Source organism: Campylobacter estrildidarum, from assembly GCF_005406205.1.
In the GTDB taxonomy this organism is placed as follows: domain Bacteria; phylum Campylobacterota; class Campylobacteria; order Campylobacterales; family Campylobacteraceae; genus Campylobacter_D; species Campylobacter_D estrildidarum.
Genome location: NZ_NXLZ01000015.1, coordinates 1 through 24,923, shown reverse-complemented (window position 1 = coordinate 24,923; position 24,923 = coordinate 1). Strand labels below are relative to the sequence as shown.

Annotated in this window: 30 protein-coding genes; 4 read left to right on the top strand and 26 right to left on the bottom strand. The window is 27.7% G+C overall.

Annotation, left to right across the window (positions count from 1 at the left end):
• Positions 1 to 62 precede the first annotated feature (62 nt).
• The 18 genes from CQA69_RS07815 to CQA69_RS07735 all read right to left on the bottom strand — a co-directional run bounded on the left by CQA69_RS07815 (position 63) and on the right by CQA69_RS07735 (position 15,842).
• Entirely contained in the window at positions 63 to 683 is a 621-nt protein-coding gene (locus CQA69_RS07815) for a hypothetical protein (RefSeq protein WP_137621226.1), read from the bottom strand.
• A gap of 71 nt (positions 684 to 754) precedes the next feature.
• Positions 755 to 1,555, bottom strand: a complete 801-nt coding sequence (locus tag CQA69_RS07810) for a hypothetical protein (RefSeq protein WP_137621225.1) — start codon at positions 1,553 to 1,555, stop codon at positions 755 to 757.
• Between the two features lie 2 nt (positions 1,556 to 1,557).
• Positions 1,558 to 2,316: a TrbM/KikA/MpfK family conjugal transfer protein gene (locus CQA69_RS07805; RefSeq protein WP_137621224.1), complete on the bottom strand. Its 759-nt coding sequence runs from the start codon at positions 2,314 to 2,316 to the stop codon at positions 1,558 to 1,560.
• Between the two features lie 11 nt (positions 2,317 to 2,327).
• Positions 2,328 to 2,756, bottom strand: coding sequence for a cag pathogenicity island Cag12 family protein (locus tag CQA69_RS07800; RefSeq protein ID WP_137621223.1), 429 nt, complete (start codon positions 2,754 to 2,756; stop codon positions 2,328 to 2,330).
• Positions 2,737 to 4,548 carry a type IV secretory system conjugative DNA transfer family protein gene (locus tag CQA69_RS07795; RefSeq protein WP_137621222.1) on the bottom strand — a complete coding sequence of 604 codons (1,812 nt, stop codon included), beginning with the start codon at positions 4,546 to 4,548 and terminating at the stop codon, positions 2,737 to 2,739. Before CQA69_RS07795 ends, CQA69_RS07800 begins: the two co-directional genes overlap by 20 nt.
• Before the next feature lie 92 nt (positions 4,549 to 4,640).
• Positions 4,641 to 5,192 (bottom strand): hypothetical protein, encoded by a 552-nt coding sequence (locus CQA69_RS07790; protein WP_137621221.1) that lies wholly within the window; start codon positions 5,190 to 5,192, stop codon positions 4,641 to 4,643.
• Positions 5,182 to 6,198, bottom strand: coding sequence for a P-type DNA transfer ATPase VirB11 (gene virB11, locus CQA69_RS07785; RefSeq protein ID WP_137621220.1), 1,017 nt, complete (start codon positions 6,196 to 6,198; stop codon positions 5,182 to 5,184). The genes CQA69_RS07790 and virB11 overlap by 11 nt, the downstream gene beginning before the upstream one ends.
• Positions 6,179 to 7,360, bottom strand: a complete 1,182-nt coding sequence (virB10, locus tag CQA69_RS07780; RefSeq protein ID WP_137621219.1) for a type IV secretion system protein VirB10 — start codon at positions 7,358 to 7,360, stop codon at positions 6,179 to 6,181. The genes virB11 and virB10 overlap by 20 nt, the downstream gene beginning before the upstream one ends.
• Before the next feature lie 9 nt (positions 7,361 to 7,369).
• On the bottom strand, positions 7,370 to 8,257 hold the full coding sequence (gene virB9 / locus CQA69_RS07775) for a P-type conjugative transfer protein VirB9 (RefSeq protein ID WP_137621218.1): 888 nt from the start codon (positions 8,255 to 8,257) through the stop codon (positions 7,370 to 7,372).
• Entirely contained in the window at positions 8,254 to 8,919 is a 666-nt protein-coding gene (locus CQA69_RS07770; protein WP_137621217.1) for a virB8 family protein, read from the bottom strand. Before CQA69_RS07770 ends, virB9 begins: the two co-directional genes overlap by 4 nt.
• Complete coding sequence (locus tag CQA69_RS09000; protein ID WP_170999734.1) at positions 8,909 to 9,073, bottom strand: hypothetical protein; 165 nt, start codon at positions 9,071 to 9,073, stop codon at positions 8,909 to 8,911. The genes CQA69_RS07770 and CQA69_RS09000 overlap by 11 nt, the downstream gene beginning before the upstream one ends.
• Positions 9,063 to 10,064, bottom strand: coding sequence for a type IV secretion system protein (locus tag CQA69_RS07765; RefSeq protein ID WP_137621216.1), 1,002 nt, complete (start codon positions 10,062 to 10,064; stop codon positions 9,063 to 9,065). Before CQA69_RS07765 ends, CQA69_RS09000 begins: the two co-directional genes overlap by 11 nt.
• Positions 10,064 to 11,059 (bottom strand): type IV secretion system protein, encoded by a 996-nt coding sequence (locus CQA69_RS07760; RefSeq protein WP_137621215.1) that lies wholly within the window; start codon positions 11,057 to 11,059, stop codon positions 10,064 to 10,066. Before CQA69_RS07760 ends, CQA69_RS07765 begins: the two co-directional genes overlap by 1 nt.
• Before the next feature lie 59 nt (positions 11,060 to 11,118).
• Positions 11,119 to 11,544, bottom strand: coding sequence for a single-stranded DNA-binding protein (locus tag CQA69_RS07755; RefSeq protein WP_137621214.1), 426 nt, complete (start codon positions 11,542 to 11,544; stop codon positions 11,119 to 11,121).
• 33 nt (positions 11,545 to 11,577) lie between these two features.
• Positions 11,578 to 12,243: a hypothetical protein gene (locus tag CQA69_RS07750; protein WP_137621213.1), complete on the bottom strand. Its 666-nt coding sequence runs from the start codon at positions 12,241 to 12,243 to the stop codon at positions 11,578 to 11,580.
• Positions 12,240 to 12,785 carry a Rha family transcriptional regulator gene (locus CQA69_RS07745; protein WP_137621212.1) on the bottom strand — a complete coding sequence of 182 codons (546 nt, stop codon included), beginning with the start codon at positions 12,783 to 12,785 and terminating at the stop codon, positions 12,240 to 12,242. The genes CQA69_RS07750 and CQA69_RS07745 overlap by 4 nt, the downstream gene beginning before the upstream one ends.
• Before the next feature lie 9 nt (positions 12,786 to 12,794).
• Entirely contained in the window at positions 12,795 to 15,563 is a 2,769-nt protein-coding gene (locus CQA69_RS07740) for a VirB4 family type IV secretion/conjugal transfer ATPase (protein WP_137621211.1), read from the bottom strand.
• A gap of 15 nt (positions 15,564 to 15,578) precedes the next feature.
• Entirely contained in the window at positions 15,579 to 15,842 is a 264-nt protein-coding gene (locus CQA69_RS07735) for a TrbC/VirB2 family protein (protein WP_137621210.1), read from the bottom strand.
• A gap of 202 nt (positions 15,843 to 16,044) precedes the next feature.
• On the opposite strand from CQA69_RS07735, the gene CQA69_RS07730 reads away from it, so the two are divergent.
• Complete coding sequence (locus CQA69_RS07730; protein ID WP_137621209.1) at positions 16,045 to 16,659, top strand: recombinase family protein; 615 nt, start codon at positions 16,045 to 16,047, stop codon at positions 16,657 to 16,659.
• A 79-nt stretch (positions 16,660 to 16,738) separates the two neighbouring features.
• Here the strand turns inward: CQA69_RS07730 and CQA69_RS07725 are convergent, their stop codons facing one another.
• Genes CQA69_RS07725 through CQA69_RS07710 form a run of 4 tightly spaced genes read right to left on the bottom strand, consistent with a single transcriptional unit; the run spans position 16,739 to position 19,371 of the window.
• Positions 16,739 to 17,137 (bottom strand): hypothetical protein, encoded by a 399-nt coding sequence (locus CQA69_RS07725; RefSeq protein WP_137621208.1) that lies wholly within the window; start codon positions 17,135 to 17,137, stop codon positions 16,739 to 16,741.
• A 23-nt stretch (positions 17,138 to 17,160) separates the two neighbouring features.
• A complete protein-coding gene (locus CQA69_RS07720) occupies positions 17,161 to 18,954 on the bottom strand; it encodes an AAA family ATPase (RefSeq protein ID WP_137621207.1) in 1,794 nt (597 codons plus the stop codon).
• A 2-nt stretch (positions 18,955 to 18,956) separates the two neighbouring features.
• The gene (locus tag CQA69_RS07715; RefSeq protein ID WP_137621206.1) at positions 18,957 to 19,160 is read right to left on the bottom strand and encodes a type II toxin-antitoxin system HicA family toxin; all 204 of its coding nucleotides are present in this window, start codon (positions 19,158 to 19,160) and stop codon (positions 18,957 to 18,959) included.
• The gene (locus tag CQA69_RS07710; protein WP_137621205.1) at positions 19,153 to 19,371 is read right to left on the bottom strand and encodes a type II toxin-antitoxin system HicB family antitoxin; all 219 of its coding nucleotides are present in this window, start codon (positions 19,369 to 19,371) and stop codon (positions 19,153 to 19,155) included. Before CQA69_RS07710 ends, CQA69_RS07715 begins: the two co-directional genes overlap by 8 nt.
• Positions 19,372 to 19,886: 515 nt before the next feature.
• Here CQA69_RS07710 and CQA69_RS07705 point away from each other — a divergent pair.
• The gene (locus tag CQA69_RS07705; protein ID WP_137621204.1) at positions 19,887 to 20,162 is read left to right on the top strand and encodes a hypothetical protein; all 276 of its coding nucleotides are present in this window, start codon (positions 19,887 to 19,889) and stop codon (positions 20,160 to 20,162) included.
• Between the two features lie 53 nt (positions 20,163 to 20,215).
• Here CQA69_RS07705 and CQA69_RS07700 read toward each other — a convergent pair whose 3' ends face one another.
• The 4 genes from CQA69_RS07700 to CQA69_RS07685 form a co-directional block, all read right to left on the bottom strand.
• Positions 20,216 to 20,491 (bottom strand): EexN family lipoprotein, encoded by a 276-nt coding sequence (locus tag CQA69_RS07700; protein WP_137621203.1) that lies wholly within the window; start codon positions 20,489 to 20,491, stop codon positions 20,216 to 20,218.
• 126 nt (positions 20,492 to 20,617) lie between these two features.
• Positions 20,618 to 21,847: a DUF5710 domain-containing protein gene (locus tag CQA69_RS07695; RefSeq protein ID WP_137621202.1), complete on the bottom strand. Its 1,230-nt coding sequence runs from the start codon at positions 21,845 to 21,847 to the stop codon at positions 20,618 to 20,620.
• Positions 21,848 to 21,899: 52 nt separating this feature from the next.
• Positions 21,900 to 22,520: an NTPase gene (locus tag CQA69_RS07690; protein WP_137621201.1), complete on the bottom strand. Its 621-nt coding sequence runs from the start codon at positions 22,518 to 22,520 to the stop codon at positions 21,900 to 21,902.
• Between the two features lie 28 nt (positions 22,521 to 22,548).
• Positions 22,549 to 22,830, bottom strand: a complete 282-nt coding sequence (locus CQA69_RS07685) for a hypothetical protein (protein WP_137621200.1) — start codon at positions 22,828 to 22,830, stop codon at positions 22,549 to 22,551.
• Positions 22,831 to 23,021: 191 nt separating this feature from the next.
• Between CQA69_RS07685 and CQA69_RS07680 the strand changes: the two genes are divergently transcribed.
• On the top strand, positions 23,022 to 23,573 hold the full coding sequence (locus CQA69_RS07680) for a hypothetical protein (protein WP_137621199.1): 552 nt from the start codon (positions 23,022 to 23,024) through the stop codon (positions 23,571 to 23,573).
• Positions 23,573 to 24,923 (top strand): MobP1 family relaxase (gene mobP1 / locus CQA69_RS07675; RefSeq protein WP_137621198.1); only part of this gene is annotated, 1,351 nt, incomplete at its 3' end. The genes CQA69_RS07680 and mobP1, both read left to right, overlap by 1 nt.

Genomic DNA, 24,923 nt, shown 5'->3' with positions numbered 1-24,923 from the left:
ATATTAGAAAATATTAATAAATAATATTAACTATAAATATACACCCATAAGGGTGTATATTTTTATCTTCCAAACTCTTGATTTTGAGTTTTTTCAGGCTCTTTAATTTCTTGAGTTTGCTGCATTTGTTGTTCTTGTTTTTGTGCTTTCATTTCAGCTTCATTGACAATTTTAATTCCAGCATTTGAAATTACGGCTATAAACTCATTACCTTTTTCTTTGAGTTCTTGTTTTAACTCTTCATTATAAAGTCTTACATTAGTTTCCAAATAATGACTTTTAGTTCCATCTTGGTTTTGGCGTTCTATGACCCCAACCCCTTCAATTAATTCTTTTGCAGATTCTCGCTTTTGATTAATTGTGTAATAAAAATAACCCTGTTCATTTACATTAGAGTTTATATAGATAAAATCATCTCTATTTTGTGAATTTGTAGGTTTTAAAACTATATTGTGAGTTTTTTCATCTCTATTGACAAAATAGTTTTTCCACTCATCATTTATTTTTGCCGAAAAAAGCACAGCTCCGTGTTCCATTGCAGCAACTTGCCCAGCTTCTTTAATAACGTCGATTAAAGCAGTATCTATTTTTCTTTGTTGAATATCACCTTCTTTATTCTTGTAGTTTAAAGCATTGTTGGTATCAATAACAATCCTATCATTAACTAGTTTTCCAAATGCCATTTTTTATCCTTTTTTTAAAATTTATGATTTGTTTTTTGTTTTTTGCATTTTTTTGTATATAATTTCCTTGTTCATTCACCTCCTTGTAGTGTGATTTGAATACCATTTTTATTCTCATTAAAAATAGTTTTTTTGTTTTTTGCAAAGCTCAAGGTGAAGCTTTTATTATCTTCATTAACAGAGATAGTAGCTAAACCTTGAGTGATTGTATTTATTCTTTCTCTTAATTTGTCATATTCTGAATATTTCGTATAGGTAAGAAGTATTAAAATACCAAGTATTATGCCTATTCCAATAGATGTAAAACTAAAAAATATAAGATACCATTTAGCATTTTTTGTCATTTTTATAAAAATTTCTGAAAATATATTCAATTTTTGTTTTCCATCTTCGACAAAGCGATCAAGAAAAGTATTATAATTTTTTGCGTTATGAGAAAGTTTATATTCTACTATCTCGCAAAATTTGCTAATTTGTTCGTTATATTTTTTAAGTTTATCGTCCAACGATATTTTTTCAATATTATTAGCAAATTCTGCAAAATCTTCCATTGTTTTTTTAATGGAAGCTGTTTTATTGATAATTTCTTTCTCTTCATCGCTAGGCGGATTTTTAAAGTAAGAAATAATCGCTAGAAAAGTGTTATCTAGCTCTATAATATTACTTTCTAAATCTTTAAAAATACCATCTTCTGTATTGTTTTGTGAGTTTTGTTTGCCAATATTAATTTTGGCAATAATCACCTTTATAAGATTTTCAAACTTTTCTAATAACTCATTATAGTTTTGTGCAACTATATTTTTTGAGTTATTTTCATCATTGACACATTCAAGTTCAAAAAGATCGTTTTCTTCAGGGTTAATTTCATTCATTTTTATTTCTCATTTATCCAACAATCTTTTTTGATAACTATTTTTTGATAATAACCAATATCAATTCTATAATATTTGCGAAATCCTTCCTGTTTTCTTTTATTAGCAGGTAATCTAACAAATTCCACATAACTTATAGGAGTTAATTTCTCTCCTTGTTCTCTTTGTGAAACAGGTAAAGCATTATAGATTTCTTGTGATATTTCTTTTAACTCATACCCATTATCCCAATCCTTTTTTTCGTAAAATTTACTATTGCAAGTATATTTTAAATGGTAATCTGTATATTTGGATGAAGCTAAAAGCTTACAAGAATTTGTAAGTTGTGGATTTATTCTATATCCATAATATGAAACATCTTTGCAAGTGCTTCCATTTCCTGCTCCATTTGAAGTGCAAATAGTTTCTGTTCTTAATATAGTCTTTTCAATTCTTTTATTTAAGGAATCCGTGGAGCATTCACCATCTAAATTAACTAAAATTTCATTTTTATATTTAGATAATTCAGGATCTTTTTGATCATCTGTAGGACATAAATTTAAAAAATTACGTCTTTTAGTAATAACGTCACTCCAATGTCTTGCATCTATTCCAAAATATCTAGCCAATGCAGGACCACATTCAGGTGGTTTAATAGGACTTGCCAAACAAAGTAGGGCTTCACAAGATAATTTAGTATCACCTGTAAGCGTTTCTAAATTTAAAGCATTTACGCTACTTATTGCACCAAAAATAAAGAATGGTAGTAATGTTTTTTTCATTTTTTCTCCTTTTAAAAATTAGTTTTGTTAAAAAATAAAATATTAACTTTGTTAAAGTCTTCCTCTATCGGATCTACAGGTTGTAATTCAATAGGTGCTAAAACTTGATTTTTTTTAAAATACTGCTTATATTGTTCGATCAAATCTTCTCTACCTACTAAAATAATTCTTGTAGCATTATGAGCGAGCAAAAAAGTTTTAGTGATAAGATCATTTTTAATGAAATCATCATTAATTGTTTTTTTCTCCACTACAATATGATAAGTCCAATTAAATCCACTCAAATAAGGATCTTTAGGGACAAAATTATATTTTTTTTCTAAAATAGAATTATTGACAGCCAAAGCAGAACTATTATCTAGTTCCATTGGTTTAGGAGCCGAACATCCTACTATTACAAAAGCCATAAAGGCTAAACTACTAAGCGATTTTTTTGTCATTATTTTCTCCTATAATTTGAATTTGAATTTTACATTCCCCTTTTAAGATAGCGTTTTCTAATTGTTTGCGTGAAGGGATTCTTTTTATTGTTGATAAACTTTTTGAAACGGATTTAAATTTATCCATAAAATAAGAATCAGAATAATAAAACGCTTTGTTGCATAAAATAGGTTTGCCACTATCAATAGTAATGAGTTCATTTTCAAAAGGCATTTCTCTAAGTTCTTGTGGTAACATTAAGGCTCTACTTGCTTCACTAATGCTTCTTGATCCGCCACCATTGCCACCTGAATTAATACTTCTTGAACTTGTTTTAAAAGTAGTATTTCCTAAAATTCTAGAAATAGCCTCTGCGTCTTCTTGTTCTCTTGGTGCGTAAAAAATTTGACAAGCGTGATTTGTTAAGAGTGTCTTAGCACCTTCTTTACCATAGCCTAAAGGCGGTTGTGTTTCAAGCTGTGAATTAGATTGATAAATCATCAAAGAGCGTAACCAATATCCAGCCATAAAACTTATTGCAGATTGATAAATAGGAATTCTACCAGGTGCAGTGAATTCATCCATAACCATTAAACAAGCATATTTTAAGTCTTTATTACTTTGTGGCAATTCTTTGGTGTTTAATAAAATAAGTTGCGACCAGAAAATATTTAAAATAAATTGTGCATTTGCTAATTGATCAGGCGTAATTCCTATATAAATTGTCATTTTCTTTTTACGTAAATCTCTCAAATCAAAATCACTTGTTTCTGTGCTTAATCTTAACGTTTCGCTTTCAAATGGAACAAGTGGAGCGTTAAAAGAACTCATTACACCTGATTTAGTGGCGTCTGAATTAATATTAAAATAGCTTTCTAAACGCCTTATAGTTGCTTCATCTAAGATTTCACAATAGACTAAAAAATTATAAGTATCATCAAAACCTTTTAAAGTTTGATTTTCATTTTTGAGTGAAAAACCTTTTGAGAGTTGTAAAATATTGTAAAAGTTAAATTTTCCTACATCTACATTAAACTCACTTTGAAAATCTTTTCCATTGTCGGTTAATTCTAAATCTCTCCACATATAGCAAAGTCCTATAAATAGGTTTTGTGCTAAGCCATTAAAAAATTTCGATGTAGAATCTCCGTCAAGTGGATAAAGTATATTAGCTAAGTCCATTAATTGACTATCACAATGTTCTTTATCGCTCATATCAATATAGGTTAAAGGGTTATAGCGATGTGTTTGTCTTGAAAATGGATTAAACAAATAAACTTCTTGTTCTAAAATCTCTTTTCTATATTTGCTTGTATAGTCAAAACATTCTTGTTTAATGTCTTGCACTACAGCACTTTCTTGCCATTCTAATAAGTTTGGAATAACTATACCTACGCCCTTACCGCTTCTTGTAGGAGCTCCTAAAGCTACAAATTGCTGTCCATCAAATCTTAGTAACTTTTTTTTGTATTTACCGATAATAATGCCTTTATTACCAAATAAATTCATTTTTTTAATCTCATTAAAATTTGCAAATCTAGATTCACCAAATTGAGATTTTTTGGCTTTTAAAGATAACACCAAAATAGAAAATATAAGAAAACAAATACCAAAAGTAATACCTAAAGAAAGCCATATTTTTGGGTAATTATTAGTAATTGCTTGTAGAGTAAAATTGATATTATAAATTTCAATCGCTTTTATGATTTTCACTTTATTTAAAAAGAAAAAAACAACAGGTGTTAGTAAGTATGTGAAAATGAAACTAGCTACAATAAGAAAAATAACTTGAATATTTTTATTATTTTGCATTTGTGGCTCCAATGTTATATCTTTTTATTTAGATTTTTTAAAGAAATATTCATTTTTATCCTTTATTTGATTGTTAATAATTATAGGTTTACTCATCGTTTTAACTCCTTTTCTTTAGTTTGAGTATAGTTCTTATTTTTGGCGTTAAATTCTTCCAATTTTGTTTTAAAATCATTTGTAGATTTGTCTTTTTGTGGTATAATTTTATTAACAGCTGATGAAATGTTCTTTTGAACCAGTCGCCCGTCAAGACTTTGGGCTTGAGTGTAGGGGGTGTGGGCGTCCCTACCATCAGCTACTACATCTTTTTTAGCCATTAAATCTAAGTTTTTTAATCTTTTTTCATTAGCGTGAAAAATTTTGTTGATATTTTCATCTTTACGGATACCTACTTCACCCATTTTTTCTTCATTAAGTTTTTTCCCTGCTATATAATCTTTTTCACTTTTTGGAGTTGGATTGTTGATTATAATTTCAGGATCGCTAACAACCTTTTTAATTAAATTTGCAACCTGCTCTTTATTCTCAAACATTTCAGGATGACGTTCTTGTAAAGTTTTCAAATCAGCAATTGCTTCTTTATCTCCTAAAAGCTCTGATAATCTTTCACAAAGTTCAAAAATTTCTAATTCTTTATCGCTCATTAAAATCCTTTTTCATATTCTCTATCTCTTTAAAATAAATTCCACTGATACGCCTTTTTCCGTGATGAGCGTGGATATGCACGACAATATCTATTAAATCTTTAAGCGTTTTTTGGATAATTTCAAAAGGTATGCATTGACCTTGTGGATTTTGTAAAGTCATTAAGGCAAGTCGAGTAAATGTTTCTTCAGGGCTTCCTGCGTGGCAACTTGTGATACTTCCACCGTGACCACTAGCTAAAACATTGATAAAATCATAAGTTTCAGCACCTCTAAGCTCCGCTAATAAAATTCTATCAGGTTTCATTCTCAGACAAGATTTTAAAAGCGTTGCAGAATTTAAAAAATCTGTGCTTTTTGCTTCGCTAGGATAAAATAATTGCACAAAATTTTTGTGTTCGTAAAATTTGATTTCTTCGACATCTTCTATTGTGATAATCCTGTCATCAAGGCTTATAAAATCGATAAGAGTTTTCATAAAAGTAGTTTTACCACTGCCAGTTTCACCAGCAATGATAATATTTTTACCATAACTGACAGCTTTAGAAATGAAATTTTGATAATCCCTTGCTTTATACAATTTAATTAATTCTTCATCACTTGGCTTGATTTTATTCTTATCATCAGGGTTTAAATCTTCAAAAAGTCCGCTTTTAATATGATCTTCCATTTTAAATCTAGTTTTGCTTGGTTTTCTGATGGTAATTGAAATATGATCACTTTTAGTAGCGGGCGGAATAACAATTTGCATACGTTCTCCACCCACTAAAATACAACTAAGAATAGGGCGTGATACATCTATTTTATCTTTTTTAAAAGATGCTGAAGCGGTTGCAAAATGTCCAGCTTGTTCAAAATCAAGTTCGGTATCTACAGATTCCCATAGTCCTTTGGAGTTTTGCACCCAAATTTTATTATCGCCGTTATAGCAGATTTCATTGATATTATTATCTTTTAAAAATTCTCCAAAAAATTTTTGAGTATATTTATCTAGCGTTATTGACATTCTTTTTCCTTATTAGTTTATAAACTTTTGAAAAATCAATATCGCGATTAACATAAACACCAACTAAATCACCTTGATTTTTATAAAGTGTAGGTTTTATATCAATCATTTTTTCTAGTGCAGTGTTTGCAATTTCTTTTGCAGAATCCCTTGTGTTTTCAGTGTAATCAGCATAGTTAGTTTTGTTATCTTTGCCTGTAATTTGATCTGCTAAAATAGCAAGAGAATCATCTATCATTGATAATAAGACAGCAGAGCCAAATCTTTTTAAATAGTGATGATCCACCCAACCCTGAATGCCACTTGCACCTAGTTCATCAGTAGCTCCTGAATATACAGGTATGATGATATTGTTTGGTGTTCTAATTTCTTGCCAAATGACAAAAAGTCTGTCCATACCATCGTCCATTTGTCCAGTATTAAAAGTTCCAGTAATCGTGCTACCTTTTTCAATTAAAAGAGTATTGCCATTTGCAGAATAAACATCGTTTGATACAATACAAGCAATTCCGCCTTTAATAGAGCTTACTAGTTTCGTTTTTAAAGCACAACCTATATAAGTTCCTTTAGGTAAAAGTAAATTTTGATCAAATTCGCTAACTTTAGCAATTGATGGACTGAAAACTTCGCCTACAAAATCTCCACCACTTTGTGAGTTATTAGAGTTTTGTAAAGCACCTGCACCATTTTGCCCAAATTCAAACACTGTGTTAGGTTTTTCTCCAAATTCTACCCCGTTTCCTGAGTTGCCATTATTTCCAAATCCACCATTACTACCAGATGAAGCAATAACAGTAACTCCAGCACCTTTTACAATTCTAGGTTTTGGAGACTTAGGTTCAAATATTATATTTTGCGTTGGTTTTGCAGGTTCTTGTGCAATTAATTCATCAAATGTTTTTTGTGGTGGCGGTGCAATAAATTCCTTTGTTTTAACGCTTTGTGCTAAATCTTTATTATCTTCTTTTTTTGTTTCTTCAGTAGTTGTATTGCTACTTAAAAATGATTTTAAAAAATAGACTAATATTACAATTAATAATAATCCGCCCACAGAAAAAATTGCATAAGCTTGTATTTTTCTAAGATGATTTTTTTGATTACTTAAATCGCTTGTGTGATTTTCAAAATCATTGTCTAAATTATCTTGTTCTTTATCTTGCATACTTGCTTCCTATTTTTTCTTTATTTCTCTTTTTATATTTTCGTTAGAGGTTTCCCTTGTTTTATCTAAAGGATTTTTTGCATAACCACGATTAAAAATACCAACCACTTTATCGCCACTTCTTAAAAGTATTTGCTTACTAATTTTATGTATAACTAAAACATCATAATTTCCATCTTTTTTAATATGTGTATTTAAGATACTTTCTTTGCCATTTTGATACATAAAAACAGCAGGAAAGGTTTTAGTATTATCAAATCCTAAATATGTAAAAACACCATCATCATAAGCAAAATTTGGGCTTATATCTTCACTACCTTTATTAATTTTCATATAAAAATCCCAATTTCTAGGAATAGTATTTTTATTTAAAGTATCTTTAATATTTTGTTCTTCTTGTAAATTTAATATTTGTTGAGCACGTTTTAAATCTTTTTCCGGATAAGAAAAGCTAAGCTTATAAGTAGTTTTTTTATTTGAATTTGCAAGAACTAAATCAAAAACATAAAAATTAAGATTTGTTGTAACAATTAAGTTTGTTTTCCAATCACGTGGATTAGGATCAACTACAAATTCTTGAGAGGTTTGGCTATCTTCCATAGTGCTATTTTCATCTTGTTGAATTAATTGTGTTTTATAAGCTTTTGGTTTTATAAATAAAAGATTATCTTTTTCTATTAAGTCCCAACCTTCTGCAAAACCTGTTGCCGTGTTTATAATACGCTCATCTTTTCCAAATTCTAAAACGCTAACATAGCCATTTTTTGCATTAATTTGAAATACATCATTTGCATTAAAAATGGCATAAGTAATTCTTGGATCATATTTTGAAGGCTTTGGGATATTTAAACCCCAAAGAATTGAATTTAAAAATAAAATTGTTAATAATTTTCTCATTTTTTCTGCACCTCGTCATCTATTCTATAAGTTAATACTTTAAATCCTAAAGGATTTAAAATTCTGTTTCCTTCACTAGCTTTTGCCAAAATATAGTCATAGCTTAATGTTATTACTTTTGTAGTTTGAGTTGTTGCCTGAGAATTCAAATTTTTTGTTGTAATAATTGCTCTGACTGTAGCAGTTTTAACTCCGTTACTTTCACTTAAAACAATACTTAAAATTTGCACACTGACTTCATTAAAATTTTTTAAGATTTGATCTCTTGCATTATCACCTTCATACCAAGCTCTATATTCATTTGCCACCTTTTCAGAACTCATCAATTGAGTAAGCAAATAATCTTGATTTAAAAGATCATAATAATAGCCTTCTCGAGCCTTAACATAAGTGCTAATAAAATATTTATCTAATGCCTCATTTGATTTAATTTCTTTTTCATCAAGTATAGTTAGAATATCTACCATCCCTGTAGTATTATCCACTCTTATTACATAAGGTTCTACGGTTTTTAATGGAGTAAGTAAAACAACTGCAATAACAGAAATAATGGCTATAAAAATAGAAATAAAAGCAATTAACCAAGCTCTTTTGTTACTTTGTTCGATTAAATATCTAAAACTTGCTTCATAGTCTATTGCAGTATTAAAGTCATTTTTCATTCACAATTCCTTTTAAATCTTTGTTTTGAGTATTAACAGGAGTCCATCCTGTTTGATCATTAAAAATATAATCATATTTACTCTGATTTTTAGTGCTACAAGCACTAAAAAATAAAACACCAAATAACAAAATGAAAATTAATTTAGTTCGCATTTCTAGCCCTTTCATACATTTTTTTCGCAAAACTATAACCACCTTTAGCACCTTTAATACTAGCCCCTACACCTTTACCTAATAATTTTCCACCGACTTTTGCTGCATTTACAGCTTTTCCTGCAGTTTTACCTCCAGTCCAACCTGCTAACCTTCCAACAGGGTTTAAGACGGAGTTTATTGCTCCACCCATTGCACCTTCCATCGATACATTTGCTATTTTTTCAGCATAGAGTTTTGCAGAAAGGATCATAATTACTAGTATTAAAGAAGCGATGACAAAGAACATACTTATGCCTAATACTTCAGTTCCAGATTGAATTTTATTTGATAATAGAGAAATCCACCCATTTATTTCTTTTATAAAAACCCCTAAAAATAAACCTACAAGTAAAATAACTAAAGTATTTGAAAGTAAAAGTCCTATGTATTGAGTGAAAACATTTTTAGTAGCTTTAAAAATTAAAAGCCAAAATACTATAGGGGCAGTGATTACAAGCAAAGTTTGTGTAAAAGTAGTAACAACATAGATAGCAAGTGTCGGAACTGTCGCAACAGCAAAACCTATATAACAAAGTATCATTGCCACAATTGCTAAAATAGAATCTCCAATACCACTTGTCTTATTCCAAATTGCATTCGCTAATTGTGCAGTGCTTGAAAACATTTCGTCTAAATTTTTATACACTTGTGAACCACCTCCAGCCCATTCATACAATCCATCCATTGCTGAAATCGTTAAATCTAACCAACCGCCTAAATTTAAAGCAAAGGTAATGGCACAAAGCTTTCCTACTATATCCCAAGTAAGCTCTCTAATAGGACTTTGACTTCTACCCATTAATACTTCATAACCTTTATACATAATGACTAAAGTTATTATGATAGAAAATAACACGCTAAGTTCAGCAATCTTATCATTTGTGCCTACTTTTCTAATAGTATCAACGATTTGCTGTATGCTTTCGCTTAAAATTTGAAAAAAATTCATTATTTTTTATCTCTTTTAAAATATGTTGATACTTCTTCGTCAGTGATTTTTGTATTTTGAAGTTCTTTTGATGACTTAGAATACTCTTGCATAGCCTGATCTATTTTTATATTTCTTTGATTTTCATAACTTGCATTTGCTAATTCTACTTGTCCTTTAACCATTTGAATTTTTGCCACTTCCAATTGAATTGCATTACCCACGTCTGTGCTTTCTTTTATATCTTTTGAATTGATTAATTTATCTTGCAATTTTTTAAGTGTTTGGCTTATGGTATCCATTTGTTTTGAAGCTTGATTATAAGTTTCTACTTGTGCTGCATAAGTGATAAGATTAATTCTACAAATGTTTTTTTCATTTTGGCTCATATAATCAAAATCACACCTGTCAAAGCTTGTATATTTTCCAAAGATTTCATTGCCTTTATCGCTTAAAAAGCTTTTCGGATCTCTTAAAACATCGTTATAAAAAGATTGAATATTTTCTCCAGCTTCTGCAAAGTCTGAATAAATTTGTTGGATATCTTTTAAAAAAGATACAGAATCTCTTACACCTGTTTTTGATAAAAGTTCATCTTTGTAAGCTTGTATTTGTTTTTGATAATGTGATACGGTTTCAGTCCATCTTGAAGCTTGTTTAACCCATTCTGCTATTTCTTTGGCGTTTTGTGTAGCCATTTGTTCATTAGCGGTTATATCTACCACAGGAATACCAGCACTAAATACTAAGCTAGGTAAGATTAATAAAGAGACAAAAATAAAGATAGATTTTTTAAATTTTTGGATATAATTTTTTGGGGTGTTTGCCACAAGGTTCGCACCCTTGTGGCTTAATTTACACTCCGAAAGGAGGTGATGAAATTGAGTTGTATGAATCTCATTATTATAATTATACTCCTTTGTATAATTATAGTCAAGGCTTATTAGCTTTGCCCCATTTTTATGGGGGTGAGATTTCCTTGTGGCTACATTTGTATTAAAAATATTTTTTTTCATTTTGTTACCTTTGAAATAATTTTTTTGTTTTTTGTAAAGATCTATTTTTGTCCTTAGCCTTAAAATACTTGTGCTTCTTCAGATTCTATATTTGTGTTTTCATAATTAATATCTGGTTCTTTCGGCGGAACTTGCGGTGTTTGTGTTTTGTTGTCATCTTTATCTTTCTTACCAAGCCAATAAAATTTGGATACAATCACACTTAATATTGTTTTAGTATTTCCATCTTCATCTTGATATTGATTAGAGGATAATTCTCCACTACACGCAAACTGTGCCCCTTTTTTAATATGAGTTGAAGCACTTTCTGCACTTTTACCAAATAAAACAATAGGTATCCAAGTTGTGCTACTTTCTTCATTGCCTTTTTCATTTTTCCATCGCTTAGTAATAGCAAGAGAATTTTTTGCATAAAGCTTTCCGCTATTTGTAGTGCCTACTTCAAAATCTTTTCCTAAGTATCCGATTAAATTTACATTATTCATTGTTTAACTCCTTTTTATTGATGTAATATTTTTTCATCTTTTGAACTCCTTATTTATAGGTTTAACCACATTTGTTTTTTTGGTGTTAAATTCTTTAAATTTTGTTTTAAAATCATTTGTAGATTTGTTTTGTTGTGGTATAATTTTTTCAGCGGATTTGCGAAAATTGAAGTCATTAAATATGGGATGGTGGGGATGACTACGCCCACCCACTTCCGCTTGTCTTTCATTTTTCTCTGTTTTACTATGACTTGTTGCTAACCTATGAATTTTTTCGTTATTAGTTTCGTATTTTCTACTTCCATAAACTAAAATATTTTCATCGTTTGCTTTTACTTGCCAAGTATAGCCTCTTGCTTCGTTGCTAGCCTCCACATTCTTAGCTACCTTAGGGAATGAAAGCATTTCTTGTGTAGTAACCATTCCTCTTAATTTTGGATTATCTAAATGCTTTTTAATTTCTTTATCCATAAAATCTTTATCTACTTTAATATCTCCTACATTGCTTTTAACCATTGTATGTGTTTTATTTTCTTTTAACACTTTATACATTTGGGAACTTTCTTTTTTAGATTGTCTATCCCAAGCAATATCTTTAAGATTGACAATTCTTTGTTTAATTGCATTGATAGTTGTTTCAAGTTGTTTAACTTCATTTTCTAAAGCTAATATTTCTTTTTGGAGTTCTTTATCGCTCATTTTAACCTCTTTGGATCTTTTGGTGTGCGATTATCGACAAGATAGTTTAAAGAAAAAATATTTTTAGCTTCTTTAGAATAGGGATTATCTGTGATAATCACACTAACCTTATAATCGTTTTTAGGTAATTTGGGATAGATTATTTCCATTAAATCTGTCAAATATTTATTAGGACTTTTGATTTCATTTCTTAAAAGTTTTTCCATTTCATTAAAAGCATTAATAAAAGCGATTTTAAATCGTAAAGATCTCTTACCTGTAAATCTCATTGCTAAAAGAGAGAATCCATCACGAGATATTTGATAAGCTGTTCTAAGTTCTCCTTTTAAATCTTTATATTTAACCAATCCAAAATTGGATGCGTATTTCAAATCCCCTATTTCTCTTAGGTCTTTCAAAATATTTTCGATATCTCTTAAAACGTGAAAATGTCTTTTCCCAAAAACCTTAGCCACATCAATACTAGTGCAAAAGATTTGATTATTTTTATTTTCAAAACTAACCTTTTGATTATTGATATTAATTGCATTTATATCGCCCACTTTTTTCTCCTATGAGTTTTTATAAAACTCTTTTAACTCTGCTACTTTTTCATCAAGATTTTTATTTTCTTGTGAAAAAATCTTTTCTATAGTGTCTATATGTGCTGTTCCAGTTGATAATATTTTTAAATTTTCATTACCCAAAGAACTAAGATCAAGAGTGCAAATTACTTTTTCATCTTGCCTTTTAATTAAAAATTGTCTTTTAGAGGGTTTAAAACCTTTAATGATCATATATTCATCGTAGCTTAAACCTATTCCATTTACATACTCTTCTTCTTTGGCTTTTGGATTTGGTAAAAATATCATTGTTGCTGATTGTTCTATAAGTGTTGTTGCATTTTTGAGTTTTAAAAAGTCCTCTATACTTTGCGTAGCAAGTCTTAAAAATCCGTTTTGCTTTCGAATGGTTTTAAATTTGTTTTTAACTTCTTCTTGCACAATTTCATTTTCTAGCCACTTCCAAGCTTCATCAATATCAATACAAAGTCTTCTGCCGTCTGCTAAAGACATTACACGCCAAAGAATGTAATAGCTAAGTATTCCTGATACATCTTTATCATCTAAAAATTCTGTGCCATCAATTCCAAACAAATTAATATCATCAGGAAAATCTAAATTGTCAAATTCATTATCAAAAACCCAGCCAAATTGTTTGCCTTTTTTAAAAAGTGCTAATCTTGACTTAAGGGAATTATCATCATCGACATTCTCAGTTAAATTTTCAAGTAATAAAGAAATAGGATATTTTCTTTCTTCTTTTTCAAAGCCTTTCATAACAGAATTAACGGCATTGTTAAGCATTTCTTCTTCCCTAGTTGTAAGAATTTCATTATTTCTAGTTACTAAAAGTTTTATTAGAGATTGAAGTTGTCTTATGTTTTCTTGTGTGCTTTCAACCATAAAAGGATTAAAACCAGTAGGCTTACCATTTTCAATACTAATATATCTACCACCAGCACAAAGAATGTTACCTAAAGCACCTTTGTCCTTATCTAAATATACTGCCGTAAATTTTCTATTTTTTTCAGGAATATCATCAGGAAAAGTGTCTTTATTTGCATATTTAAGCATTTGATCTACAATAAAGTTCATAAACACGGTTTTACCACCACCACTTTGACCCAAAATCAAAGTATTTGCTAAAAATAATTCTCCAAAATCATTTTTGTTTGGACCAGAGTTCTGATGAAAATTGAAATAATAAGGTTGTTTGTTTGGTGTTTTAAGAACGCTAACGGCATCGCCCCAGCAATTTTTATCTCTTTTTCCTATAGAAAAGTTATGCAAACCAATTAGCGATGAATAATTGATTGATGAGATAAGATTAATACGTGGGCGTATTGCAAAGTTTGATGGTAATTGCGAAAAAAATGTCGCAGGTAAAGCAATTGTTGCTAAAGTTACACCAAAGCCTAATCCATTCATTTCAGTAATAACGCGATTTGCATTATCTTTACACTCTTTTACGGTGTTTCCATATACAAGAATTGAAAAATGATATTTTCCAAAAGAAATTTCTCCATTTGTAAGTTGATCTAAAGCCTCGTCAATTTGCTCTACTTGTGAATATCCATCATCTTCAGTTGCAATGAGTTGTTTCTTTTGTTTAGAGATTGCTGATTTCGCATCCACTCTAGGAATAGGTGAAAAACTTTGAGTTATAATATATTCTACGTCTAAATACATCAAAATATCTAAAATTCCTGCAAAAGTTTCACTTGTATAATCTTTAATTTCAATACATCTTGCAAATCTTTTTGTGCCATTATTGCTATTAAGTTGAATAGTATCGTGCCCAAATTGTATATTTTGTAAGTTACCATTTAAATATTGATCTATAGGACTTGGTAATACTCTTATAGGATTAAATTTGCCACCAAGCAAATAATTATAAAATTCTAATTGTTGAGAGTATGTTTTATCATCTTTGGAATATGTTTTTAATCTTTTTGGATTAAAATCTTTAATATTTGCTTCCAATCTATCAGTAAATTCGCTAAATTTAGCTAGAAACATACTAATTGTTTTTCTTTTATTTTCAAAAGAACTTTTTATAAAAGTTGTTTTTTCTATTTTAACTTTTAAAGGATTGAAAATTAATGTTAAATACAAAGAATTTTTTCTAAGAGTTCCTTGTTTAAAACTTTCATAGTATCTTCTGTCAATTTCTTCCAAAAAAGCATTGTTAAATTTTGAAGTTAATTTATCTTCAATAGAATATCTACAATTGTGAAAATAAAAACTTACAGGTTCATTTGCAAAAGATTTAAATAACATATTCAAAAGATCATTTTTAATATCTAATTCATCGTCTTCCTCTGCTTCAAAGCTAATACCATTAATTTCCCAAGTTGTCATCAGAAAATAATCTTTTGTAATCACTACAGAATCATCTATGAGTGATGAAAAAGGGATTAGCTTTTCAAAATTAGGTTCTGCATTAAGTCCGAAAACAGATATTTTTGGAAAATTAGAATTTTTTGGCATTTGTCTATAAGAGTTTGTGCTATAGGTTTTAACCTTATAATAATTCTTAGAGGCAGGGTTGGAGAAAAATCTCATTTTCAAAAACATTAATCGAAAAATAAAGTCATCTCTTTTTGTCATTGCCTTCATAATAAAAAATACGGGAATAGAAAAGCCGACTAAGAAAATGTTTCGACTATAAAATGCGATTAAAATGATACTTCCCATTGCTATAACAAAAGGCGTCATTGGAACACCAAAAATCATAGGGGGACGTGTTAGGCCTTTGAAAAGTGGATTTTTCTGCATTTTTTATCCTAATTTTTATGTAATGATATAACCAGCTATTGCTGAAGCTGATCCAAAAATAACGCCACCGATAAAAATAGGTGCAACTTCTCTAAGAGTTTGTCCTTGAAACATAATTTTGGAACCACCCCACATAAATGCAATTGTAAGCAAAACAGCACCAAGTGCATATAATGCGGAACTTAGATTTTCCATAAATGTATTGACCTTATCAATCCCACCTGCCCCAAATGCTAAGACAGGAATAATTAAAATTAACAACAATAAGACTTTTTTCATTCATATCCTTTCGTTAAAAAATTGAGCGTTTTATTTCTGTCTTAAATTTGTATTTAATAAATAAATTAAATTTAGTTTTATAATTAAATTAATATTATGCAAAAGCTTTTATTTAAGTATCAGTTATTTTTTACTAAAATTTACGATGAATTAAAAAATATTTTGATAATACTAGAAAATCTTATGGATTAATAATAGAACGATGAATATAGCATATATAAGAGTATCAACAAATAAACAAGAATTAGATTCTCAAAAGTTAGAGATTATGGAATATTGCCACAAAAATAATATCATTTTAGATGAAATCTTGGAAGTAAAAATAAGTTCTACAAAATCTCAAGAAAAAAGAAAAATTAAAGATTTAAAACAAAAACTAAAAGCAGGTGATTTATTAATAGCAACAGAACTTTCAAGACTCGGTAGAAGTATGCTAGAAATAATTAATTTAGTGCTAGAGTTTAATTCTAATAATATCAAATTCTTATTTTTGAGACAAATGGAGCTTAGTAATTTTAATAATCCTGCCTCTAAATTAATCTTATCAGTTTATGCTTACTTAGCAGAAAATGAAAGAGATTTGATAAGTCAAAGAACTAAAGCAGGACTTGAAAATGCTAGGGCTAGCGGAAAAAAACTAGGACGTCCTAAAGGTTCATTGAGTAGTATTTATGATAAAGATATAGATAAGATACAAACCTTACTTGATAAAGATTTATCTATTAAAAGTATTTGGAAGTTATTATATAGAGATAGTGGAAAAAGCTATGATGGTTTATTATGGTTTATCAAGAAACGAAAATTAAAAGGAAGCTAAATTTTTATTTAAGAAAAATCTAAAAATTTTTATAATAAAATAAAACGCTCAATTTTTCTATCGTTGTAATTTTTATTGATTAAACCTTTCCATAACAATAGTTTAAATAAATAAATCCAATTACAAGCCATAGTTCCCACCATTTAAAAAGATAAATAATGGGTAAGATAAATATTGTATATAAAAGTGCTGCACAAATTGTGGCACAAGCTGATATTACTGCTTTTTCTACCTTAACATACCAATTCCATTTTATAAAAAATTTAGCACGCAAAAACACAATGAAATAAAAAATCCACTTCAAAGTGGTAACGACTATAATAAAGGCAAGACTAATGGCAAGTGCAATAAGATTAAAAACTATTTCGAGCATAGTTCCTTCTAATGTTCCGTGCTTTTTTAGTCTTTCTTCTTCCTCTCTTCTGAGATTTTGCAAATTTATTTGTCTTTGTCTTTCTAATTCCCACTCATCGAACATACAACACTCCTTGATTGTAAATATTAATCAAACAAAGATTTTTCTAAAATAAATTTATTGCTTTTGGTGTTTAATTGGTTCATAGGATCATTACGCTTAATATATCTTTTCACTCTATTGTTGCTTTGGTAAATGAAAAATAAGTCATTTTCATTTTTGTATCTATTATAAAAAAACTCATCATCATAACTTGCAAATTCCACACCTTTTCCATATACATTAATTCCAAATTCTATAAGCTTATCTTTTAATTTAATGATTTCTTTTTTTTGTTTTGAGATAATAGAGCCTTCTTTATAAAATTTGTAAGCTTTAATTTCGCAAAATTCACTATAACTAAGAATTTTTTTATCAGGAAAACTTGTTAAAAATCTTATTAGATCTTGTGCAACTAAAGAATTTAAATTAATAAGAATTTTTGATAAATCATCATCATAAGAAAGAGTGGACTCGGTTTCAAGTTTTTTAATATATTCTCTACGAACTGTTAGCACAAATACAGATACAATTGTCCCATTTTCTTTTGTGATACGCTCTACAGAATCAAACATTAAAATGCCTTTATCTCTTTGTGTAATTGTTTTTTTATCTTTATCCTCTATATTTTGTGTGAAAGCTAAATCGTATGCGAAACGAGAAATTTCCGTAAATTTTTGTTTTAACCAAGAGTAATTATTAGAATTTTTATTGAGATATTGTTTTAAAAATTTATAAGGCTCTAGTCTTACTTCCATATCCCAGAAGTTTTCTTGATACTTTTTTATAACATTTGTATCTACATTTTTTTTGATATATAAAAATAAAGCATCTAAAATATTTCTATGTGTTTGCGTAAGCAAAGAATTCTTTAAACTGATAGCATAAGAGGAGCCATTTGCACCTACCATTTCAAAATCTATTTTATTATCATTTTCTTTAAATACTTTATAAAAATTAGTATCCGTAAGTTTTCGCGAACTTAAATAAAAAACACCCCTATTTTCATTCATTGTTACATATCCTTCTGCTAATTCATTAACGCTTACAGCGGATATATCTTGTTTATTGATAATCTCTAAAGTATTAGAATCAATACTATTAGCTTTAATATTTTTAATTAAAGGCTCATCAATACTAGAATTTTGTAATACTTTAATTGTTTTTTGAAATTCTCCAGCGTTAATATTGTTATTATCTTTTAAAACTTCAAGCAATCGATAGGTAGTAGAACTTTTATCTTCCCCTTTTTCAAATGAGAGTTTATAAACCAATCTAGGAGCGTTTATAATTACAGAACTACCCATAAGACTTTCACCCTTTTTGTCTAAGTGATGTAGCAATAAGATTGCTTGATTATTTAATTTAGCTACATCAGTTAGAACATTAAAGAAATTTTGCACATCATTTTGATTATTTTGATCTTTAAATCCTAATGTTGAGAAAAATGCACTAAAAGTATCAAGAACAATTAAATCACAATCTGCCAATTCATTAAGCTCTTCTTTTAAACTACTTATAGGTTCTTTATTAATCTTTGGAAGTTCATTTGAAAATTCAAGTTCTACAGTATTAAAAGAATAAAAACTTTCTACATTTTTAATACGTTCTAAAATTGCTTTATTTTTATCTTCTATACTCCAAAAAAAAGGTTTTAAGCCATCATTTATGGCATTTGCACAAACCTTTAGGGCTAAAAAAGATTTTCCTACTTCACTATTACCACTTAATACAGCTACAGAGCCTCTTTCTAGTTTAATGGTATCTTCGCAAATTACAGAAACATTCTCATCGCTAAAAATTCCAAGTGTAATAGTATCAATAGTATTTCTTTTAGGCATTTTTAATCCTTTGCTACTTCAATAATTTCAAAGAGTTGTTTTATGATTTTAGGATGCAAGATTTCCCCACTATGATGAGGAATAACCATTCTATAAAGTCCTTTTTTATAAATTCTATGACTACCTTTTTGTCTATCGATAAAAAAATTATTTTGCAATAAAAGCTTTTCTGCTTCTTTTGCAGTCATTCTTGGCAATTCAGGCATTTGCTAAAACCATTGGAATAATTGAAGTTATCTTACTTTCAATAATTCTTTTTTCTTCATTTTTAAGGCTTTCTAAATAAAGCTCTCCAGCTTCTTTTATATTTCTCAAAGCCTCTTCATAAGTATTACCCTGTGAAACACAACCTTCAAGTTCTAGAATACGTGCAAAATATCCATCTTGATCTTTTTCAATAATAATATTTAATAACATTTGATTCCTTGCTGTAATTGACTTAAATGTAACAAATCTTTTAAAATTCAAAATAAATTATACCAAACTATTACACCTATGTCAATATACACTAAATTTTCATTATTTATAAATAAAATTGACTTAAATGTAAGGGTTTATTACATTAAAGTCAATAAAAATCGTTAAACACTTTCATTATTTATAAATAAAATTGACTTAAATGTAAGGGTTTTTGACTTAAATGTAAGGGTTTTTGACATTTTTACGAAAATAATATATGGAAAATAGGGACTTTAAAAGATTAATTGACTTAAATGTAAGGGTTCCTAAATTCTTAAATTTACTAAATTTATAATATTAAAATAAGGTAAATCAAAAATTAAAATTTTTGAACTTTTACTTAAAATCACCATTTTGTGATTTTGAATAACACCAAAAGAGAGGTTGCTATTTAGAAATTTAAATAGATTTTTTATAATAATATAATATAATTAATATGATATAAAGATTTTGATTGTAGAAAAAAAGAGACAATGAAATATAAGGTTATTGAATATTTAAATTATTCTAAGCTTGATAAGCTAGAAAGGTTATATTTTGATTTAGCAATTGTAGCAATTTTAAGTTTTATAAGTTTCTTAACTCTTGTTTTTGAATTTTTTGTTTATAATGAAATTCTAGTTTTCTTTCGAGATTATTTTTTGATGTTTATTTTTTTTATTATAGGGATAATAGGTTTATTTGATACTCTTAAGGGAATAAGAAAGCGTAAAGAGATTTTAAAAAAAGTAGTAAGGAATATTGATTAAGTTGAATATTCCTTGTTCTAATTAAAGATAAATTGAAAAGTTCTAAATTTTTATCATCGATTGAAAAATTTTTTTACTTCTTCGTCAGTGATTTTTGTATTTTGAAGTTTTTCAAGTGATTTAGAATATTGTGCTTTATAAGCATTAAAACATTCTTTATCTTTTAATTCAGACTCAGGATCTTTTTTACACTCTTTAACCTTTTCTTCTAATTCTTGGGCATTCTTTGGATCTTTATAATATTCTACACTTTTTGGTTCTGAAGAACAAGCAGAAAAAACACCAGCAGTAACTACACTCAATAAACCTAGTTTAATTAAATTTTTCATAAAACTCCTTTTGTATATTTATAGTAACTATTATATACTAATATTTACTAATATTAATTTTAAATACTAAAATTATATAATTTTATACAAATAATTACAAGAGGTAATTATTTATTTTTGATGAAACTATCTTATTATTTCTTTTTCAGATATTGTTTTTATAGGATTTTTAAAGGTGTTAAGTTTGTTTTGAAAATCAATAGAGTTTAGTTGTTTTTTAACTTCATTAAGCCCTTTATTTAAAAAAATATCATTAAAATCACTTATTCCTTGTTCTGCTTCTTGATCGCTAATTTTTGGAATAATAACCTTAATATCTGAAAACTTTTGTTTAATGTCTTTAACAGTTTCTACACCAACGTTTGATAATCCTTTTAATTCTCTTTTTTTATCATTATCAGCTATTAAAGTAATAGGAATGTTTTGAAATTTGTCTTTTAAAATTTCAACTATTTTCGGCAGATTTCCAGCATCTATACCCATTATTACAGGTTTATTGAGTGCTTTGTGTATGGTTGCTGCAGTGGCAAAACCTTCTGCTATGATAAATTCTTTACAATGTTCTAAACTTTTTGCACCTATTATATGAAAACAACCAGTTTTTTTTGCAGAATATTCGATACCTTGTTCTTTCTCTTCTTTGGTTTTAATAATGCCAATAATCTTGTCGCCATTTGGGAATATTCTTTGCACAGACCATAACTTGCCATTTTCATCTTTTAAAGGAATGAGTAAAGACCCCCTGCTGTCTTGCTTAAGATAAAAATTTTCTTCAAAACCTTTTTTCTTTAAATAAGGATGATTTGAATGAGCCCAATTGGCTTGATTGTATTCTTCTTCAATTTTTAATGCTGTTTTTTTCTGAAGTTCTAAAATATCTTGTTTAGTATTATTGCTTATAGAATTATTGAAGTTTTTTGGGCTAGGTGCTTGATAACTTACAATGTTTTGTCTTATATTCTCTAAAGGCATTTTCCAATTTTCTTTAATACCTGTTTTAAAATTTTGAATAAAACCAGCAGGATATTCATCCAAAAATCCACTATATGCCCCACTCATTTCTCTACCCCTATCTGTTGTGGTTTTTACTCTATGGATCTTACCATCCATAACAGGCAAGCCATCAATAATTAAACCTTGATTTTCTAAAGCAGATTTAAAAGTAGTTAAAATCTCACCTTCATCAAATAAAAATTCTTTTTTTTGGTGTGGATAAAGCCATTGTGAAAAAATATTCTTATCTAAGCTTTTTGGAGCAAACCATTTTTTTTCTTTTTCATCCCACATCGCACCTAATGATTTTACTTTTTCTTTATCTTTAAATGGGACATAAAGATAAATTCTTTTTTGTGGCATTGTGTATCCTTTTTAGTCTTGTTTTAGAAAGTAAATTATCAAAATTCATTTTTTACCTTGATCGTGAGTATGTTTTTTCATTGCTAATTTCTCTATCTGGCAAAATTTTATTTAGTTTTTTTTTGAAAAACTCATTCATTTTTTCTTTAAAAAATGATTTTTTGCCAATTTTATTAATTTGTTTTTTTTCAAATTTTTCTCTAGTTTCTGAGTAAGAATTTGCAAATTCTAATATCATTAATCCTACATCTTTATTTGCTACTTCTGATAAATTTTTTATTGCTTTAAAAGTTCCATCTAACATTTCATCATATATTTTTGGCTTATAAATACCAAGTCGATTATTAAGATCTTTTTTTACTTCTGGATTTATATTTTCTTTAACTAATTTAGAGCTACCAATATTAATTAAATGTTCAATACCTTTTTGAAAATTTTTATCTCCAAGTCTTATATTTAATGGTATTTTTTCTTTATCAGTAATAATATCAAATTTAATATATTGATTTGAAAAATCTTTTTTCAATAAGCTTTCTGCAACATCAAAAGTTTTTATAGTATCAAAAAACTTATTTACATCTTCTCCCTCGTAAGTTCCTTCTTGTATAGCTTCTTTGTAATGCTCATTAAGTTCGCTTACATCTGTTACTTTTATTTTATAATTTTTTTCCATTTTTATTCCCTTATAATATTTTTTTGTTTTATTGTTTTTTTGCAGTTTTTATTTTATTATTTTTATGATTAAAATCATATAAGTTATTTATTATTTCTAAAATTTTTTCAGTATTTTTACAATTAAATTTTTTTATCAATAAATTAAATTCAATTTTAAAATCTTTATTCTCTTCAAAGTCTTTTAACAATGCCGATGAAAGTTTTTTATATATACGCTCTTTACTTTCTTTTTCTTTTTGGCGTAATTTTTTTAATTTTTCATCATACTCACGCTTTAATTCTATTATTAACTTGCTTTCTTTAAGCATAATAACTCCTTATAATTTTTGTAAATGTTATTATTACAAAATAATATTAATATTTTATAAAGTTTAATAGTGTAGAATACCAATCAATTTAAATAATTTAATAATTACAGGATAGCCTTTTATTTCCTAAAAAGTTACCTTTTTAAAAAAATAAAAGGCGAAACTCTGCGAGGCTCACTAAGGAATTGTGAATGAATAAAAACAATAATTGTGTCATAAAAGTTAGTAAAGATGATAAAACAATTTTAGAATATATAAAATCAAAAACAAATGCACCATATAGTAGAATAATATCTATTTTATTAAAAAAATTTAATTCTTGTGATACAGATGAAAAAAATAAAATTAATGATGAAATATCTAAAAATAAATTTTATACAAGCGATGAAAATAAAATAATTAAATTAAAACTTACAGAAAATGAAGTAAATATTTTAAAAGAAATTTCTAAAAAAACAGGATTTTCAAGTATTACTAAACAAGCTAAATTTTTGTTATTAAACTCCATAAAAAATGAAAAACTTTTTACTAATATAGAAATAGATGAGTTTATAAAAACAAGAACAGAAATTAACACAATAGGTAAAAATATATATCAATTATTAAAAATTCTTAGAAGTGGAAATTCTGTAAAAATAAATGATAATAATTTAAAAAAATCAATCGATAATATTAGAGATAAAATTGATATATTGTCTAATAAACTTGGGATAATAATAGAAAAAAATAATGAAAGAATTTAATGTCGCGTAGTGTTAAAATATTTGATGACGAAATAATTGCTAAAAAAGTTTTTACTAAAATAGAAAATGCTTCAAAATTACCACTAAATTATATCAATAAAAATAAAAATAAATATACTAAAGATGTAAAAACAGGTAAGCTTGTTAGTAAAAATATGTTTAGAAAAAATACAGAAGTTGTTGTAAAAATTACTTCAGGTTCTAAAAACTCTCAAGCACTTTCAAAACATCTCGATTATATTTCTCGTGATGGAAATGTAGAATTAATAACCAGTGATTTTGATAAATATATAGGTAAAGATGAGATTTTAGAAGTCAAAAGAATTTTTAAAAATGAAGGAGCTCCTATTCCATTATATAAAGAAGGTGCTAAAGAAAAAAGACATACTATTAATATGGTTTTTTCTATGAAAGAACATTCTACAACACCGAAAGAAAAATTACAACAAGCTGCAATTATTGCTTTAAAAAAATCGTATCCAAATAATTTTTTTGTCCTTGCTTTTCACGGAGATACAGATAATCCACATTGTCATATTTGTTTGAAAGTCGCAGATAAAAATGGTAAAAGAATTAATCCAAAAAAAGCAGATTTGGCAAATTTAAGATCAGAATTTGCAAAAGCATTAAATGAGTTAGGAGTTGAAGCAAAAGCTACAAGCAAAAAGCAAAGAGAAGTAGAAATAAATCAAGAATTTTCAGTCAAATTAAATACAAATAATAAACTTAATCAAACTTCAAAAATAAAAATGCATTACTATCAGATTATGGATTTTGGAGAAGCGAATTATCAATTTAGCACAGATAAAAATGCTAAAAAAAGTTATTATGTAAGTTATAAAACCAAAAAAGGAATAACTACAATTTGGGGGCAAGATTTAGAAAGGGTTATAAAAGAAAATAAAGTTTTAAGGGGTGAATATGCAAGATTTAAAATAGTAGGACAAGAAGATTATGAAATCAGAAAAAAAGTTAAAATAAATAATAAATGGCAAGAAGTTTCTAAAATACTTAAAAAACCTATTTGGGACGTATCAGTAATAGGCAGAGAAAAAGATTTGAAACAGATAAATAAAGCCAAAACAACGAAAAAATATAAGATTATACAAAAGAAAGGAGTAAATGATGAGAGAGATTATACAAAACAATATAGACAGAGAGTCTTACAAGAGCTCGGTAATAAATCAATTATCCGAAGAGAAGTTGCCCAAGAAAGAAACTCTATGCGAGTATTGTCCAAACAGCCTATGGTTTTTAACACAAAACGAACTCAAATGCTTTTGCACATCAATGCACTCAATCAGCTACAGCAAGGAGAGCGAAGAAGAGCCGATAATATCTTGCGATGGA

Excerpts from the sequence above, each read along its gene's own strand:
- CQA69_RS07810 (WP_137621225.1), bottom strand. The coding sequence starts at position 1,555 with ATGAATGAAATTAACCCTGAAGAAAACGATCTTTTTGAACTTGAATGT.
- CQA69_RS07815 (WP_137621226.1), bottom strand. The coding sequence starts at position 683 with ATGGCATTTGGAAAACTAGTTAATGATAGGATTGTTATTGATACCAAC.
- CQA69_RS07705 (WP_137621204.1), top strand. The coding sequence starts at position 19,887 with ATGAAATATAAGGTTATTGAATATTTAAATTATTCTAAGCTTGATAAG.
- CQA69_RS07795 (WP_137621222.1), bottom strand. The coding sequence starts at position 4,548 with ATGCAAAATAATAAAAATATTCAAGTTATTTTTCTTATTGTAGCTAGT.
- CQA69_RS07690 (WP_137621201.1), bottom strand. The coding sequence starts at position 22,520 with ATGGAAAAAAATTATAAAATAAAAGTAACAGATGTAAGCGAACTTAAT.
- CQA69_RS07680 (WP_137621199.1), top strand. The coding sequence starts at position 23,022 with ATGAATAAAAACAATAATTGTGTCATAAAAGTTAGTAAAGATGATAAA.
- CQA69_RS07695 (WP_137621202.1), bottom strand. The coding sequence starts at position 21,847 with ATGCCACAAAAAAGAATTTATCTTTATGTCCCATTTAAAGATAAAGAA.
- CQA69_RS07715 (WP_137621206.1), bottom strand. The coding sequence starts at position 19,160 with ATGCCTGAATTGCCAAGAATGACTGCAAAAGAAGCAGAAAAGCTTTTA.
- CQA69_RS07700 (WP_137621203.1), bottom strand. The coding sequence starts at position 20,491 with ATGAAAAATTTAATTAAACTAGGTTTATTGAGTGTAGTTACTGCTGGT.
- CQA69_RS07760 (WP_137621215.1), bottom strand. The coding sequence starts at position 11,059 with ATGAAAAAAAATATTTTTAATACAAATGTAGCCACAAGGAAATCTCAC.
- virB10 (WP_137621219.1), bottom strand. The coding sequence starts at position 7,360 with ATGCAAGATAAAGAACAAGATAATTTAGACAATGATTTTGAAAATCAC.
- CQA69_RS07765 (WP_137621216.1), bottom strand. The coding sequence starts at position 10,064 with ATGAATTTTTTTCAAATTTTAAGCGAAAGCATACAGCAAATCGTTGAT.
- CQA69_RS07735 (WP_137621210.1), bottom strand. The coding sequence starts at position 15,842 with ATGAAAAAAGTCTTATTGTTGTTAATTTTAATTATTCCTGTCTTAGCA.
- virB11 (WP_137621220.1), bottom strand. The coding sequence starts at position 6,198 with ATGTCAATAACGCTAGATAAATATACTCAAAAATTTTTTGGAGAATTT.
- CQA69_RS07800 (WP_137621223.1), bottom strand. The coding sequence starts at position 2,756 with ATGACAAAAAAATCGCTTAGTAGTTTAGCCTTTATGGCTTTTGTAATA.
- CQA69_RS07750 (WP_137621213.1), bottom strand. The coding sequence starts at position 12,243 with ATGAGCGATAAAGAACTCCAAAAAGAAATATTAGCTTTAGAAAATGAA.
- CQA69_RS07770 (WP_137621217.1), bottom strand. The coding sequence starts at position 8,919 with ATGAAAAATGACTTTAATACTGCAATAGACTATGAAGCAAGTTTTAGA.
- CQA69_RS07710 (WP_137621205.1), bottom strand. The coding sequence starts at position 19,371 with ATGTTATTAAATATTATTATTGAAAAAGATCAAGATGGATATTTTGCA.
- CQA69_RS07720 (WP_137621207.1), bottom strand. The coding sequence starts at position 18,954 with ATGCCTAAAAGAAATACTATTGATACTATTACACTTGGAATTTTTAGC.
- CQA69_RS07805 (WP_137621224.1), bottom strand. The coding sequence starts at position 2,316 with ATGAAAAAAACATTACTACCATTCTTTATTTTTGGTGCAATAAGTAGC.
- CQA69_RS07740 (WP_137621211.1), bottom strand. The coding sequence starts at position 15,563 with ATGCAGAAAAATCCACTTTTCAAAGGCCTAACACGTCCCCCTATGATT.
- CQA69_RS07730 (WP_137621209.1), top strand. The coding sequence starts at position 16,045 with ATGAATATAGCATATATAAGAGTATCAACAAATAAACAAGAATTAGAT.
- CQA69_RS07755 (WP_137621214.1), bottom strand. The coding sequence starts at position 11,544 with ATGAATAATGTAAATTTAATCGGATACTTAGGAAAAGATTTTGAAGTA.
- CQA69_RS07725 (WP_137621208.1), bottom strand. The coding sequence starts at position 17,137 with ATGTTCGATGAGTGGGAATTAGAAAGACAAAGACAAATAAATTTGCAA.
- CQA69_RS09000 (WP_170999734.1), bottom strand. The coding sequence starts at position 9,073 with ATGCGAACTAAATTAATTTTCATTTTGTTATTTGGTGTTTTATTTTTT.
- CQA69_RS07685 (WP_137621200.1), bottom strand. The coding sequence starts at position 22,830 with ATGCTTAAAGAAAGCAAGTTAATAATAGAATTAAAGCGTGAGTATGAT.
- CQA69_RS07790 (WP_137621221.1), bottom strand. The coding sequence starts at position 5,192 with ATGAGCGATAAAGAATTAGAAATTTTTGAACTTTGTGAAAGATTATCA.
- virB9 (WP_137621218.1), bottom strand. The coding sequence starts at position 8,257 with ATGAGAAAATTATTAACAATTTTATTTTTAAATTCAATTCTTTGGGGT.